This is a genomic window from Novosphingobium sp. AAP93, from assembly GCF_001296055.1.
GTDB lineage: Bacteria > Pseudomonadota > Alphaproteobacteria > Sphingomonadales > Sphingomonadaceae > Novosphingobium.
In genome coordinates, this window is record NZ_LJHZ01000101.1 from 14,335 (window position 1) to 29,842 (window position 15,508).

A 15,508-nucleotide genomic window follows, 5' to 3' on the forward strand; every position below is an offset into this window, starting at 1 on the left:
ACGGAACCTGTATCTACGCGCCAGTAGATAAAAAATGCACGCAGTTTCAAAGCTGCGCGGGATGAGGGGAAAAACAATGGTTCGCCGCAACCTTTCGATTCGTGTCGATTCCGCAGCACGCCGCGTGGCGCTTGTGCTGCTGGCCGGAACCGCGCTGGTCGCTGCGCCCGCGATGGCTGAGGAGACCGCTCCGCCGCCGACCGAAGGGCTTGCCGATATCGTCGTGACCGCGACGCGCAGCTCGGAATCGCTCTCCAAGGTTGCCGCCTCGGTCTCCGCCGTCTCGGCTGCCGATCTCGGCGTGGGCGGTGTGAAGGACGTCCAGTCGCTGGCGGTTGCCATCCCCAACCTTTCGGTCGGCGATCAATTCGGCGTGAACCGCATCTTCATCCGCGGCATCGGCCTCACCTCGATCGACCTCGGTGCGGACGGCGGCGTCGCCTTCCTGCAGGACGGCGCGCAGATCGCGCGCCCCGCCGCCCAGCTTTCGGGCTTCTACGATCTCGAGCGCGTCGAAGTGCTGCGCGGCCCGCAGGGCACGCTCTATGGCCGCGGCGCAACGGCGGGCGCGATCAACCTGATCACCAAGAAGCCGACCGACCACCTCGATGGCTATCTGCGCGCGAGCTACGGCAACTACAACGCCATCGTGCTCGAAGGCGCGGTCGGCGGACCGATTGCCGGCGACAAGCTGATGGCCCGCGTCAGCGCCAAGTTCGACAAGCGCGACGGCTATGGCATCAACGAATTCACTGGCAGCCAGATCGACGACCGCAACGCCTATTCGGTGCGCGGGACGATCGTCGCCAAGCCCTCGGAAGACCTCGAAGTCACCCTCTCGGGCGAATACTTCAACGAGGACGACCGCAACTACGCGTTCCATTACTTCGGCCCGACCGTGGCGCCGGAGAACCAGCTCGGCGCGATTCTCGGCGGCCGTTCGCTGTTCACTGTGGCAGCGGCTGCGGGCCGCAAGGCCAACATCCGCAACATCTGGTCGGATCAGGAACCGCTCAACCAGCGCCATGGCTACAGCTTCACCGGCACGATCGACTGGAGCAAGGGCGATTGGAACGTGAAGTCGATCACCTCCTACCACAAGTTCAAGCGCTTCAACCGCGACGACCTCGACGCGTCAGACGCCAACATGTTCGGCCAGAACAACTACATCGAGGACAGCAAAACCTTCAGCGAGGAAGTTGTGGCCAACTACAAGAGCGAGAAGCTCGACGTGCTGCTCGGCGCGAACTACTTCCACGAAAGTCTCTACGGCGAAGTGCGCGTGCCGCTGACAAATCTGGCTGTGCTGCTCAAGCTGGCAGGCCAGATTCCGCCGTTCTTCCCGGACAATGCGTTCGACAACTTCAACTACCTGCAGAACGGCACTGTCACCATCAACGCGCTGGGCTTCTATGCTCAGGCCACCTACGCGCTGAGCGACAAGTTCAAGATCACCGCCGGCGGCCGCTTCAGCCATGAACGGCGCAAGGGCGTCGGCACGTTCGACTTCCTCGGCAGCGTGAACACCGACAAGGCCAAGAGCTGGAACGCCTTCACGCCCACGGTCACGCTGAACTACCAGGCCAACGATGCCACGCTGCTCTACGCCTCGGTGACGCGCGGGTTCAAATCGGGCGTGATCAACGTCGGTTCGCGCAACGATGTGATCAACCCGGAATACGTGTGGAGCTACGAGGTAGGCCTCAAGACCGCGACCGCGGACCGCAAGCTGCAGGCCAATCTCGCCGCGTTCTACATGGACTACACCGACCTGCAGGTGGGTTTCGTCGATGCAAGCAGCGTGGTCACCACGGTCAACGCCGCCTCGGCGCGCAACTACGGCGTGGAAGCCGAGTTCAAGGCGAGGCCGCTGCCAGGCCTGACGCTCGAACTGTTCGGCACCTACCTCAACGCCAAGTACCGCCGCTTCACCACGGGTGACTACCGCCAGGGCTTCAGGCAGGTCAGCGTCGCGGGCAACCGCCTGCAGAACGCGCCGGAATTCTCGTTCCGCGCGGGCGCCGACTACGACATCCCGGTCGGCACTGCGGGCAAGGTCAACGCCCGCGCCGAAGTGAACTGGCAGGACCGCGTCTTCTTCACCGAGTTCAACAACGCCGATGCGACGCAGGCGCCCTACGCGCTGATCAACGCCGGGCTGCGCTTCACACCGACCAATAACAAATGGTACGTTGATATCTGGGGCCGCAACCTCGCCAACAAGTTGGTGATCACCAACAACATCATCACCGCTCCACTGTTCAACAGCGTCCGCGTCGGCTCGGTCGCCCCGCCGCGCACGGTCGGCGGGACCTTCGGGCTGAACTTCTGAGGATATCGGGACGATGAGCGCTGAGCTGCGATTTGACCTCACGGATCCACAGCTCAAGCGCGATCCCTACCCAATCTTCAAGGCGCTGCGCGATGCGGAGCCGCTGCATTTCTCCCCATTGGGGTTCTGGATTGCAACGCGCTACGAGGACGTGCGCCAGATCCTGATGGACCGCGCGAATTTCGGGCAAGGCGATTTTCTCGCGAACATCCGCCTGTTCTACGGGCCGGAGTTCGACGTTCTGTCGCACTCGGCCTATCGCTGGCTGTCCGAGATCTTCCTCTATCAGGACCCGCCCCGCCACACCCGCGTGCGCGGGCTCGTCACGCAGGCGCTCACCGCGCGGCGCGTGATCGAGATGCGCCCGCGCGTGCAGGCAGTGGCGGACCGGCTGCTTGACGCTGTGGCGGCAGACGGCCGGATGGAAGTGATCCACCAGTTTGCCTATCGCTTCCCCACTCTCGTGATGTGCGACATGCTCGGGCTTTCGCCGGAGGAAGCCTCCGACGACGTGCTTGCCGCGCTCAACCAGGCCATTGCCGATAGCTTCGTGGTGTTCGAGATGCGCGCCTTCTCGGACGCGGAACTGGGGCTCGCCAACCGGCAGATGGATTTCCTGATGGACTTCTTCGGGTCGGTTATCGCGGACCGGCGCCGCAATCCGCGCGACGATCTCGCCACGGCCCTGTGCAATGCACGCGACGAGAACGGGCCGCTGAGCGACCACGAGATTGCGACCGTTGCCATCGGCCTGTTTGGCGCAGGCTTTGAAACAACCGCGCACATGATCGGCAATGGCCTGCTCAGCCTCGCCAAATTCCCCAACCAGTGGAGAATGCTGGTCGCCGATCCTTCGTTGGCGGAATCGGCTACAGAGGAAATCCTGCGCTACGAAAGCTCGCTCGTCGGGACCAACCGCACCGCGTTCGTGGACACCACGGTGGGTGGTAAGACGATCCGCGCAGGCGAGCGCGTCCTGACCCTCGTTGCCGCCGGCAACCGCGATCCCGCCGTTTTCGACGAGCCGGACCGCTTCGACATCACGCGCAAGGGACCCAAGCACCTTTCGTTCGGCGGCGGCATCCACTTCTGCGTCGGCGCGGAACTGGCCCGGCTGGAAGGCGAGATCGCGCTCAAGTCGCTGGTGAGCCGCTTCCCGCAGCTGCGGATCGATGCCGACAGCGCTGCGTGGCGAAAGGAAGGGTTCATGTTCCGCGGTCTGACGAAGCTCGACGTCAGCTGGTAGTCAGAGCCGTTCCTTCTTCAGCCGCATGCCCGCCTTTTCGCGGTCCCACGTATCGGGCGTGATACCTTCCGCGCGCAGTTCGGCCTTCATCACCTTGGCCGTCGGCGTCTTGGGGAGTTCCGGCAGCACGCGGATATAGCGCGGCACCATGAAGTAGGGCATCCGCGCGGCGAGGAATTCGCTGAGCGCAACCGGATCGATGCTCGCGCCAGGCACCGGAGCGATGACTGCCATGACCTCGTCTTCGGAATACTCGCTTGGCACGCCGATCACCGCTGCCTCGCGCACGTCGGGGTGCGCGGTGACGTCGCTTTCCACCTCGAACGAGGAGATGTTCTCGCCGCGACGGCGAATCGCGTCCTTCACGCGGTCGACAAAGTAGAAATAGCCCTCCGCATCGCAGCGGAAAGCGTCGCCCGTGTGGAACCAGCCGTTGCGCCAGGCCTTCGCGGTCGCTTCCGGGTTCTTGTGATAGCCGCTGTTCATCGCCCAGGGCCGATCGGTGCGCACGATCATCTCGCCCACCGTGCCGATAGGGACCTCGCAGTCGTTGGCATCGACAAGCCGGACATCGACGCCTGGCCGCACCTTTCCGCAGGTCCCGAGCTTCACCGGATTGGGCTCCGAGACGATGGGCGAGGCAATCTCGGTCATGTTGAAGATGGTGTAGACGTCGATCCCGAAGCGCTCGTGGAAGGGCCCCGCCGCTTCGGTCAGCGGTACCATGAAGGCCTTGGTGACGCTGTGGTCGCGGTCCTCCTGCCCCGGCGGGCGCTTGATCAGGAAGGTCGCCATCACGCCGAGCAGGAACACCACCGTGCAGCCTGTACGCTTCACGAAATCCCAGAAAGTGTCGGTGGAGAAGTTCTCCATCAGCGCGATCGAACCGCCGCGCGCCAGCATCACGAAGGGAATGCCGAGGCCGCCGATATGAAAGACCGGCATGTTGACGAGATAGCGGTCCTCACCGGTGACGAAGTGCCAGCTCTCCGGCCCGGCGTTGGTGTAGAGGTGCAGGTAGGACGACAGCACGCCCTTGGAAGGCCCGGTCGTCCCCGAGGTATAGATGATCGACTGCGTGTCCCACGGCTCGATCGGCCGGTCGAGCGGCGCGAGATCGGCTTCCTCGCCGGTCACATCGGCAAAGGCATGGACGGCAAAGCGGGCAGGAGCCTTGCCTTCCCCCAGCTGGACGATGGTGGTGACGGCCGCAGTATCGGCCGCCTCCAGCCGGTCTAGCAAACCGCCATGGGCAACCAGCACCGTGGCATCGGAATTGGCGAGCACATGTTCGAGGATCGAACCGCGATAGGCGGTGTTGAACGGCACGAACACGCCGCCGAGATAATTGATCGCGTAGAACGTGATCAGCGCCTCGCGCCCATTGGGCAGCCAGACCGCAACATGATCGCCGCGCTTCACACCCAGCTTCTGCAGCCCCGCCGCCTTGCGCACGACGAGGTCGCGCAGCTCGGCATAAGTCCACTGCCCGCCGTCCTCGAACACGGCATAGACCGCATCTGGCTGCGAGGCGGCAAAGTCATCCAGCAGATAGCGCAGCACGCAGGTGCGGCGGCCGAGCACGCGCGGATCGCTGTGGCCTTTTCCGTCAGGCATGCGAGGCTCCTGCCGGCTGGACCATCTTCTGGACCATGGTGATCGCGTCCATCACGACTTCGGTCGCCGACCAGCGCCCGCCTTCGTGGTACCACAGCGCAATCCAGCTGAGCAGGCCAGAGACCCAGATCGCGGTGCGCGAGGGGTGCTGCACATCGAACTCGCCGCTGCGCTTGCCCTTTTCGAGGAGCGCAGCGAGCTTGGTGTCGAAGGCATGGCGCAGCTCGCGGATGCGGCGCGCGTCCTCGGGCGTAAGGCTCTTCTCCTCGCGCAGATAGACGGTCACGTAGCGCTGGTTCTCGATGATGATCCGCGCCACGCGTTCGACCACGATCTTGAGCTGTTCGCTCGCGGTGCCTTCGACGCTCAGCGCTTCTTCCAGCGCGGTAAGCGAAAGCTGGATACCCGTCTGGCAGATCTCGTAGAGCAGCTCGCCCTTGTTCTTGTAGTACGAGTAGATGAACGGCTTGGTTACATTGAGCTGTTCCGCCACCGAATCCAGCGTCGTCGCCTCATATCCGTTGGCGAAGAAGAAGTGGCTCGCTTCCTCCAGAATGCGCCGCCGCTTGTAGGCGGTGATCTCGTCCTTGAGCTGGGAGGCGGCGCGCTTCTTCTTCGGCTTGTCCATGAGGTCCGCGATATCGGTGGCGAGAGCAAGGGTGTGCATCAGCCCATCGCGGTCCGCAAGATTTCCATCACGTCCGCCGCCGTCTTGATCGGGCGGGGATTGGTACGGCCCCAGATATCCTCCAGCGTATATTCGGACACGAGCTGGAGCTGGTTTTCGCTGACGCCCACTTCCTTGAGGCTGCGCGGCATGCCGAGCCCGCGGATCAGCTTGTCGAGCAGTTCCGAGGCGGACTTCGAGGGGTCACCCAGACAGGCACTGATGCGCTTCTGCCGCTCGCCGTTCACCGGAGCGTTGAACGCCTGGACATAGGGCGACATCACGCAGCTGGTGTGGCCATGCGGCACATCGCAGGTGCCGCCGAGCACGTGGCCGATGGCATGGCTTGCCCCCATCGGCACGCCGCCGATGATCGGGATCATCGATTGCCACGCGCCGATCTGGCACTTCAGCCGCGCATCGAGATCGGTCGGGTCCGCCTTGACCGCCGGGAGGCCCGCCGCCAGCAGCCGCAGCGCGCTGTCGGCGATGCCGTCGCAGAAGTCGTTGGACAGGAACGAGGCGAGCGTCTCGGTCGCATGGTCAACCGCGCGCACGCCGGTCGAGAGCCACAGCCATTCGGGCGTGTGCACGGTGATCGCGGGATCGAGCACGACGCAGACCGGCACCATCTCGCGCTGGGTATAGGCCTGCTTGAGCTTGATCGCTTCGTCCGTCGCGCCCGAAAGCGGGTTGAACTCGCCGCCCGAAAGCGTGGTCGGCACGCAGATTGCGCGCACGTCCGGCCCCGCAAATTCGGGGATCACCATCGCGCCGGTATCGTCGACCCGCACGCGGTAATCGTCGAAGCCCTCGATGGTGGTGATGTTGTGCTTCAGGCAGATCAGCAGGATCTTGCCCGCATCGGTCACCGAACCACCACCCACCGTGACGACCAGATCGGCCCCCGCCGCCCGCGCAGCATTGGCCGCAGCAAGCACATCGCTGCGCGGCGCGTGCGGCTGGATACCATCGTGCGTCGCGGCATGGCGATCACCGAGCGCGGCCTCGATCCGGCGGATCTCGTCGGTCTGGCGGTTGAGGTAGCTGCTGGCGAGGATGAACACGCGTCTCGCGCCGCGCGCTGCCGCTTCCTGCGCGACCGCTTCGGCTGCTGGCACGCCCAGCGTGACGCGCTCGGTTGCCGTGAGCATGACTTGTGACGCTGTAACCATCGCCGCTCTCCCACCAATACTATGTTTATACTCTCTGGTAGCATTTGTGGAATACGGGTCAACGGGGGATCAGGTCCAGCCGATCCTGAAAATGCAGGCCCGTTCACCTTGCGCGCAGCAGCGCTCTTGCAGCACGAGCACACGCGGGGAGACGAGTTCACGGAACAGCCGCGTAAAGACACCGCGGTGCCAGGGGCAGCTCGGCATGGCGATGGGATTTTGGGCAATCTCGATCACGATCGCGCCGCGCTCGATCCGTGCGGAGAACGCCCCCGAACCGGCGAATGTCCAGGCATGAGCGCTGATCGCCCGCAGCAGCAGCCGCGCAGACCAGGCAGGCGGCAACCGCTTGAGCAGCCACTGCGCCGGCTTCGGAATGCGATGCTCCAGCAGATACCCGGCGGTGCGCTCCCCCGCTTCCCACGAAAGCTCGTCCCACTCCTGCGGCAGCCGCGCCTGCACCACCTTGTGCAGCGCCGCCGCCTCGCGCTCGTCGGTCATCCGTTCGGGATCGCAGGCCAGATAGTGCGCGAGCCCTGCGGCGCGAAGTGCTGCCGCGCGCTCCTCCAGCCCGATCCGGTCGGCCAGCACATCGGCCAGCTGGATGATCGCGTTGGGGCCGACTTTTCCGACCACCACACTCATGTGTGCGCTCCGCTCCTGCCCGGCGCATCACCGCGCGTGGGCTGCATGGCGAACGCATCGGCCTCCTCGTCGGTTAGCTGCTCGGTCCCACCACCGCACGCCTTGATCACGCCGGCTGCCTCATGGACGACCGCTTCGCGCTTGGCGGCCTTGCGGCTGGTCTCGGCGACCGCCTGCCAGTCGCCCGTTGCCGCGCGATGGTTGGTGCGAGTGCGGTCGAACTTGAAATCAACGCCCTTCTTCGATTGCGGGCCCCAGTAGTTCACCCGGCCCAGATCATAGAACGTGCGCTGGAAACCCGCCTTGAGGAACGCCTTGAGGCAGCCCAGCAAGTACTTTCGCCGGTATCCTGTGCCTTGCCACGGATAGGAAAACAGCGCCTTGCGCATGTAGAACCGGCGGTAGTTGTTCATCACCCGGTCGAGCAGTTCGGCCCGGTCCATCGCGGCCGGCTTGATGATCGGGGTGACGAAATTGTACTTGTCAAAATCGTGGATCTCGACCTTGTCGCCCAGCTCCTCGAACAGATTGGAGAACGGCCAGGGCGTGTACATCGACCAGTTGGCGAGGTCCGGCTTCCAGTCCATCGCCATGCGGTAGGTCTCTTCGAGCGTCTCCGCCGTCTCGTTCTCCAGCCCCACGATGAACTGCGCCTCGACCAGAATGTCCGCCTCGCGCAGCAGGCGGATCGCCTTCTTGTTCTGCTCGACCGTGGTTTCCTTGTTGAACAGATCGAGCTTCAATTGCGCCGCCGCCTCGGTGCCGAGCGAGACGTGGACCAGCCCCGCCCGGCGATAGAGCGCGAGGTATTCCTCATCGCGCAGGATATCGGTGACGCGGGTATTGATCCCCCACTGGATCTTCTCGGGCAGGCCGCGCGCGATCAGTTCCTCGCAGAACGCGATGAACTTCTTGCGGTTGATGGTCGGCTCCTCGTCGGCAAGGATGAAGAAGCCGACGTCGTGGTCGTTCACAAGTGTCTCGATCTCGTCGACCACCGCCTTGGGATCGCGGATGCGGTAATCGCGCCAGAACTTCCATTGCGAGCAGAACGAGCAGGTGAACGGGCAGCCGCGTGCCATGTTGGGAATGGCGACCCGCTTGCCGAGCGGGATGTAGATGTACTTGCCCCACTCCAGGATGCCCCAGTCGGGCTTGATCTTCTCGAGGTCCTTCACCGTCGGCGCTGCCTTCGTGGCGATGATGTCCTGCCCGTCAAGGAAGGCGAGGCCATGGATTTCGTGCCGCGCCGCCGGCCAGCGCCCGTCGTCGATGGCGCGGACGAGGTCGAGCAGGATTTCCTCGCCCTCCCCGCGCACGATCACGTCGATCCACGGCGCTTCGGTCAGCACCTGCTTGAACATGAAGGTCGCATGCACCCCGCCCAGCATCGTGATGATCGCGGGCGAGACCTTCCTGGCGATTTTCAGCGTTTCCTCGGCCTTGTAGATCGAGGGCGTGATCGCGGTGGTGCCGACGACATCGGGCTTCAGTTCGCGGATGCGGGCTTCGAGGGCCTCGTCATCGACGTGATCCGTCATCGCATCGATGAAGTGGACGTCGTCGTAGCCCGCGCCGCGCAGCGCGCCCGCCAGATAGGCCGCCCAGGCAGGCGGCCAATTCCCCGCAATCTCCGCGCCGCCGGAATGGTAATTCGGATGAACGAGAAGAATGCGCATGATCTGTCACTCCCGGTTGACAGATCAAGGCTCTATCGTTTTGGATACTGGATCTTTGATCCAGCGCAACTGGGGCCTCAGCCGGCAGCGACCGTATCGATGCGCTGCATCACGAGCGGCAACTGGTCGTTCCCGAAATACATGTAGGCCCCATCGACGAATATCGTCGGCGAACCGAACGCCCCGCGTGCAATGGCCTCATCGGTGTTGGCCCTGAGCCGCGCCTTCACCTCGTCACTCGCTGAAGCCGCCCGCAGCGCCGCGCCATCGACACCACAGGCGTTGGCGATATCCTCCAGCACCACAGGATCGTCGATATTGCGCGCATCGCCGAAATAGGCCTCGAACGTCGCCTCGCTGAAGGTGAGCAGATCGTCCGGCCGATCCTCCAGCGCACAGCAGAAGCGCATGGCATGAACCGACTTCACCGGATGGAACTCGGACGGGAAGTTCATGCGAAGCCCCGCCAGCCGCGCCCATTCCTTCAGCCACACGAAACTGAGGCGGAACTTAGGGTTGTCCGGGTTGGCGCGGCTTTCATAGACGCTCTGGTTCACGGCATTAAACACTCCGCCGACGAGGAACGGTCGCCAAGTCACCGCCACATCACGATCAGCTATCCCGGCGCGGAAGTTGTGAAACGCCAGCCGCGTCCACGGCGATGAGAGGTCATAGAAAAACTCGACGCGCACGCTCATTCGCCCTGCTCCCCGTCCTTGTCCTTGATCCCGAACAGCACCCGCCGCGCTTCGGCATCGTCCTGCGGCCGTTTGTTGATCCGGTCACGCCCCACGGCCATCCCGGCCCGGAGCCCCGGGCGTTCCTTCAACCGGTCGTACCACGCCTTCAGCGCCGGAAACTCCTCCAGCGGAATCCCTTGCGCCTTCCACGTCTGGATCCATGGGAAGCAGGCCATGTCGGCAATCGAATAGTCCGCACCCGCAACGTGTTCATGGCGCGCCAGCTGCCTGTCGAGCACGCCATACAGCCGCAGCGCCTCATTGCGGTATCGCTCGGTGGCGTAGGCGATCCGCTCGGGCGCATAGAGCCGGAAATGCCCGTGCTGCCCCAGCATCGGCCCCAGCCCGCCGACCTGCCAGAACAGCCACTCCAGCACCGCCTTGCGCCCGCGCAGGTCCGCCGGAAGGAACTGCCCTGTCTTCTCCGCCAGATAGACAAGGATCGCCCCGGTCTCGAACACCGAAACCGGCTCGCCACCGTCAGCGGGGGCATGGTCGATGATCGCCGGGATGCGGTTGTTGGGGCTCACCGCCAGAAACTCGGACGCAAACTGCTCGCCCTTGCCGAGGTTGATCCACTTCACCTCATAGGGCAGGCCGCATTCCTCGAGCATGATGGAAATCTTCCACCCGTTCGGCGTCGGCGCGGTCAGCAGTTCGATCATTACCGTTTCCTGTCGGCATCCTCTGCCTGCAGACATTCCACGCCGCCACGCGACAAGCAATGCCGCGAACACGAAAGGGACTTGAAGCGCGCCAACGATCCCGCCATACGGCAGGCGTCGCCGCAGGCCATGGCCAATGCCGCCCGGGCGGGTGTAGCTCAATGGTAGAGCAGCAGCTTCCCAAGCTGAATACGAGGGTTCGATTCCCTTCACCCGCTCCACATTACCGTCCGTCGGCGTCCACCCACATCGTTGTAACCCGCAGAAATCCGCGATATTTTCAGCGTCATCAGGCCGCTGGAAGCCAAAGATTTCTACCTACATCCGGCCCTTCTGGGGGCCTCGGCAGTGTCAAAGCCCCCAGCGCCGATGTGAGGCCCCCAGCAGGAGGGGGCCTCGCTTACGCAAGGGAGTTTGCCAATGCCGCTGTCGGATGCCGCAGTCAGAAACGCAAAGCCGCGCGCGAAGCCTTACAAGCTGGGCGACTTCTCTGGGCTCTATCTCCAGGTACAGCCGAATGGCAGCAAACTCTGGCGGATGAAGTATCGCCTGCTGGGCAAGGAAAAGAAGCTGGCGATCGGACCCTATCCCGAGATCAGCCTGAGTGAGGCGCGCCGCCGCCGGGACAAGGCGCGCGAACAGTTGCATTCGGGGCTCGATCCGTCGCGCGAGAAAGTGAAGGCCCGTCAGCATGCGGAGGTGATCGCAGGCTGCACATTCACGATGGTAGCCGAGGAGTATTGCGCGAAGCGCAAGCGTGACGGCGCCAGTGCCTGGGCGCCGGCAACGGCGGCGCGGTGCGAGTATCTGCTGAGCCTGCTGGATGGCTCGATTGGCAGGCTGCCGATCACGGACATTGCGCCGATCGACGTGCTCGAAGCCGTGCGCAGGATCGAGCGGAGAGGAAAACTCGAGAGCGCACGGCGCACTCTGCAACTGGCCGGTTCGGTCTTTCGCTATGCTGTCGCGACGGCGCGCATTCCCTCGGATCCAACGCGGGATCTGCGCGGCGCCCTGCTGACACCGCACGTGACGCACTATGGCGCTATAGTCGAGCCCGAGAAGGTTGGCGAGTTGCTGCGAGCGATTGATGGCTATGACGGCTTCGGGATCACCAGGCAGGCGCTGCTGCTCGCTGCTCACGTGTTCGTACGCCCCGGCGAACTGCGCCACGCTATGTGGAGCGAGATCAATTTCGAGGAGAGGGTGTGGACCATCCCGCCCGAGAAGATGAAGATGCGCAAAGCGCACCATGTGCCGCTGTCGCGGCAGGTGATCGCCATGCTTGAGGAACTGAAGCCGGTTACCGGGCCTAGGGGCTACGTCTTCCCCTCGGTCCGCTCGAGAGCAAGGCCGATGAGCGAGAACACCCTCAACAGCGGTCTCCGGCGTCTTGGCTACCGAAGCGAAGAGATGACGGGCCATGGCTTCCGCGCGATGGCGAGCACGCTTCTCAACGAATCCGGCAAATGGTCATCTGATGCGATCGAGAGAGCACTCGCCCATGGCGACAAGGACAAGGTCCGCGCAGCCTATCATCGCGGCCAGCACTGGAAGGAGAGGGTCGAGATGGCGCAGTGGTGGTCTGACCACCTCGACAAGCTTCGTGATACGATAAACACAAAGTCGATGCGGAGCCGGCTCGCGCGCGTGGCATGACGGAGAACAGCGCGACGCGCCTAAGGCGCGCCGCGGCGCACCAACGCGCGCAGGCTTGTCATCGGTATGAGTGTGCAGCGGCCGACCTTGATCGTCTCGATGTCGCCGGAGGCCATCAGTTCGTAGAGCTTCGACCTGCCGATGCCGGTGAGCCGGATCGCTTCCGCGACGCGGACGCTGATCGGATCACCGGGCACTTGGACCGGCGGCGCCGACGTCTCGGCGCCATCGAACGGGAGCCCGAGCTGAGCATCGGCTTTTGGCAGAGAAGCAGTGCGCCGGATCATTGCCCGGTCTCCCCAAGCGGGAGACCGTTGGCTTGTGGGAGGACAGGATTACGGCGCAAGTCCATCGCGACGTGACCATCTACATCAACCGAATCAGCTTGTTTCATCGATAAACTCCTCAAGTTGAGGAGCCTGGTCACCCTGCGAAAGTGGGGAGCAAACTACATCGGCATACGGAACATGTCAAGAACATAGAAGGCAAGGATTTGTGCGGTCTTCGCCTTCCAACCCTTGACCCCGACCTGTCTCTATAGCCTGCAAGTCAGAGTGACGGGAAAGCGCCGAAGCAACTGAAACCATCATTTTACGTAATGATTTCGGCATCTTATCACCTGCGACAAGTCGCGTACGGTGTGCCTACCGTCCCCCTTCCAGAGCAGCTTTGAGTGGCTCGCGAACGGTCTGAAAATGGAGATCTGGAATTCAGGACCGACGGGATCACCGGTTGCCTACAGGCGCTGGCCTGAAGGCGCGGTATGGCGGACGCACTGCAATCCTGAAGGAGGCAGAAACTCGCAGCGCATTTGCGAGCAACTCCTATTGGCCCGGCGGTGGCCAAAGCGGCCAATGTACAGCAATGGAATCAAGCACCTCCCTGGTTTGCGAGAGAAGCACCATCCGCAGTTGATGGATGCAGGCTCCAGACCACATCACTCGGCAGCGATTGCCCAGTTGCATAGCGCCAGTGGATCGATGCGCTGCTCTATAGGCGCCAGCAGGACGGGATAGTCGGGCTCCGGGGCAATGCTACGGATCATCGCCTCGAAGCCAGTGAGGTCAGCCCAGCGCTCGGGTGGCTGGAAGCCGACCCGGCGCGGACTGCCGGTGATCATCAGGAAGAACGCAGCAGCCGAGAGCCCGGTCATCGAGGCCATCGATTCGGTGAAGGTTCCCGGCCTCGGTGCGTTTGTGGCCCTGGTGATCTCGATCGCCTCACTGCCGCGCCAGCCGCGCACGCGCGCGGCCATGCCGGCCTGCGTCGGCCGATGGATTCCGCGCACTGCGTCAGATAGCGCGGAGGTCATGGCGCCAAGCGTGTTCTCGCCCCGGCGGACTTGGGCCAGCATGCCGGCGAAGGCGTATCGCCAGCCTTTCGCCGAGCCCGTATCGCCGCGCAGGATATCCTGCAGGAAAGCGCAAGCTTCGTCGCGGGTCAGCTTGCCATCCGCCTCGGCGCGCGCGACGCCCTTGACGATCCCGTTGATTGCCTGCGGATGCATGCCGCCCCAGCATTGCGCCGACCGCAACCATGGAAAGCTGTGCGGCAGCGTGATCGTTTCGGGATGCGCGCATTCGTAGAGATTGTAGAGCCCCAGTGGCGGGCCCATCGGGAACTTCTCGGCACGCTCGAAGCTGCGCCGCACGACACGGCGGCCGTCCGCCCAGGTTACGCAGTCGCCCGCGCCGATGTGCAGCGTGTGTTCGGCGACTGCACGGCCGAGTTCCATCTTGCCCTCGTCGCCGACCGTCCACGCGACCTCCACATCGACCACGCTCTCGAGCCGGCGCATCAGATCGGTGGCCATCACATTGGTGAAACCTGGCGATGCACCGTGGCCGACGTAGAGCGCTGTGCCCGCCGCCTCAGCGCGCGGCCCAAGCTCTATCGCCTCGAGCGTGCTTTCGTTGTCGTCATCGATATCGAAATAGTCCGCGCCTTCCTCGATCGCGACGGTGCGCACCAGCTTCGCGGTCTTGTGGAAGGGCCCCGCGCCATGGATGACATAGCGCGCACCCTTGATCAGCCCACGAAGCGCCGCCGCATCGTAGATGTCGGTGCGTGCAAGCTCGATCTCTGTCCCGGCTGGCGCCTCGTGGCGCATCGTGCCAAGCGCCGCTTCGTTGAGGTCGACCAGCGTGAAGCGATGATCAGCGAGCGGGCCGAACAGGGCCTTCACCGTTACCGATGTCATCTGCCCCGCCGCGCCGAGGACCACGACGCGGGCCTTGTTGTCGTTTGTCTGAGCCAAGATCAGAACTCCACCGAGGCGCGAACGCCGAAGCGGCGCTGATCGCCAGCGCGGAAGATCGCCAGATCGAACGGCGTGATCACCTGCGTCTGCGTCTCGTAGCGCGCGTTGTTGAGGTTCTGCACGTAGCCGGTGATCGACATGCGGCGGTTGGCGGAGGTCCAGGTGAGCCGCGCATCGACGATGGCATAGGCACGGCCGGTCTGGATCGCGCTGTTGTCCGGGTTGAAATACTGCCGCGACTGGAAGCGCACTTCGCTGCCGAGCAGTACCGAGCCCGCATGGCCGATGTCGAACGTGTAGTCGGCTGAACCCGAGCCGGAAATGCCGGGTGCCCGGCTCAGCCGATTGTTGCGGTAATCGATGCCGGGGGTTGGGGTATAGCGTTTGTAGCGTGCATCAAGCAGCGAGAGTGTACCGGCGAGATTGAGACCCGGCAGCGGCTTCGCGCGCAGGGTCGTCTCGCCGCCATAGCCGCGCGCGCTGCCGGCGTTGTTGGTATAGGTGACCGCCTCGACGATCTGAACCTGCAGGTTGGTGTAGGTGTAATAGAAGCCGTTCACATCGAAGAACAGCTTGCCGCCCAGCACATCGCCCTTGAGGCCGGCCTCATAGGAGCGCACTTCCTCGGGATCGAACTTGCCCTTCTGCGGCACGAGGATGTTGAAACCGCCCGATTTGTAGCCGAAGGCGACATTGGCATAGGCACTGATGTCGGGCGTGACTGCATAGCGCAGCGCGAAGCGCGGCGAGAAGTTGTCCCATCGCGCGACCGGCGGAGCAAGCACGCCGCTCGTGGACTGCACGTAGAGGCTCGGTGCGCCCG

Annotated in this window: 13 protein-coding genes and 1 tRNA gene; 4 read left to right on the plus strand and 10 right to left on the minus strand. The window is 63.8% G+C overall.

All coding sequences use genetic code 11. The features are described 5' to 3' along the window. The first annotated feature begins 76 nt into the window (after window positions 1-76). On the plus strand, window positions 77-2,332 hold the full coding sequence (locus IP83_RS15425; protein WP_082364754.1) for a TonB-dependent receptor: 2,256 nt from the start codon (window positions 77-79) through the stop codon (window positions 2,330-2,332). A gap of 13 nt (window positions 2,333-2,345) precedes the next feature. Beyond that, window positions 2,346-3,578: a cytochrome P450 gene (locus tag IP83_RS15430; protein WP_054123124.1), complete on the plus strand. Its 1,233-nt coding sequence runs from the start codon at window positions 2,346-2,348 to the stop codon at window positions 3,576-3,578. On the opposite strand, the gene IP83_RS15435 is transcribed toward IP83_RS15430, so the two are convergent. The 7 genes from IP83_RS15435 to IP83_RS15465 form a co-directional block, all read right to left on the minus strand. Further along, window positions 3,579-5,195, minus strand: a complete 1,617-nt coding sequence (locus IP83_RS15435) for an AMP-binding protein (protein WP_054123125.1) — start codon at window positions 5,193-5,195, stop codon at window positions 3,579-3,581. Beyond that, window positions 5,188-5,862, minus strand: coding sequence for a TetR/AcrR family transcriptional regulator (locus IP83_RS15440; protein ID WP_054123126.1), 675 nt, complete (start codon window positions 5,860-5,862; stop codon window positions 5,188-5,190). Before IP83_RS15440 ends, IP83_RS15435 begins: the two co-directional genes overlap by 8 nt. Next, window positions 5,862-7,037 carry an iron-containing alcohol dehydrogenase gene (locus tag IP83_RS15445; protein WP_054123127.1) on the minus strand — a complete coding sequence of 392 codons (1,176 nt, stop codon included), beginning with the start codon at window positions 7,035-7,037 and terminating at the stop codon, window positions 5,862-5,864. Before IP83_RS15445 ends, IP83_RS15440 begins: the two co-directional genes overlap by 1 nt. Before the next feature lie 69 nt (window positions 7,038-7,106). Next, window positions 7,107-7,682 (minus strand): bacteriochlorophyll 4-vinyl reductase, encoded by a 576-nt coding sequence (gene bchJ / locus IP83_RS15450; RefSeq protein ID WP_054123128.1) that lies wholly within the window; start codon window positions 7,680-7,682, stop codon window positions 7,107-7,109. Beyond that, window positions 7,679-9,361 (minus strand): magnesium-protoporphyrin IX monomethyl ester anaerobic oxidative cyclase, encoded by a 1,683-nt coding sequence (gene bchE / locus IP83_RS15455; protein WP_082364755.1) that lies wholly within the window; start codon window positions 9,359-9,361, stop codon window positions 7,679-7,681. The genes bchJ and bchE overlap by 4 nt, the downstream gene beginning before the upstream one ends. Window positions 9,362-9,438: 77 nt before the next feature. After that, window positions 9,439-10,059, minus strand: a complete 621-nt coding sequence (locus IP83_RS15460; protein ID WP_054123129.1) for a 2-hydroxychromene-2-carboxylate isomerase — start codon at window positions 10,057-10,059, stop codon at window positions 9,439-9,441. Then, complete coding sequence (locus IP83_RS15465; protein ID WP_054123130.1) at window positions 10,056-10,766, minus strand: glutathione binding-like protein; 711 nt, start codon at window positions 10,764-10,766, stop codon at window positions 10,056-10,058. The genes IP83_RS15460 and IP83_RS15465 overlap by 4 nt, the downstream gene beginning before the upstream one ends. Window positions 10,767-10,913: 147 nt before the next feature. Between IP83_RS15465 and IP83_RS15470 the strand changes: the two genes are divergently transcribed. Together IP83_RS15470 and IP83_RS15475 are read left to right on the plus strand one after the other, a co-directional pair. Then, window positions 10,914-10,987, plus strand: a tRNA-Gly gene (locus IP83_RS15470). A 199-nt stretch (window positions 10,988-11,186) separates the two neighbouring features. Then, complete coding sequence (locus tag IP83_RS15475; protein ID WP_054123131.1) at window positions 11,187-12,425, plus strand: integrase arm-type DNA-binding domain-containing protein; 1,239 nt, start codon at window positions 11,187-11,189, stop codon at window positions 12,423-12,425. A gap of 20 nt (window positions 12,426-12,445) precedes the next feature. Here the strand turns inward: IP83_RS15475 and IP83_RS15480 are convergent, their stop codons facing one another. From IP83_RS15480 to IP83_RS15490, 3 genes are all read right to left on the minus strand, one after another. Next, window positions 12,446-12,712, minus strand: a complete 267-nt coding sequence (locus tag IP83_RS15480) for a helix-turn-helix domain-containing protein (RefSeq protein ID WP_082364756.1) — start codon at window positions 12,710-12,712, stop codon at window positions 12,446-12,448. Window positions 12,713-13,362: 650 nt separating this feature from the next. After that, entirely contained in the window at window positions 13,363-14,682 is a 1,320-nt protein-coding gene (locus IP83_RS15485; RefSeq protein WP_054123132.1) for a saccharopine dehydrogenase family protein, read from the minus strand. A gap of 2 nt (window positions 14,683-14,684) precedes the next feature. Then, window positions 14,685-15,508, minus strand: an 824-nt coding sequence (locus IP83_RS15490) for a TonB-dependent receptor (protein WP_156309766.1), incomplete at its 5' end; no start/stop codon positions are given.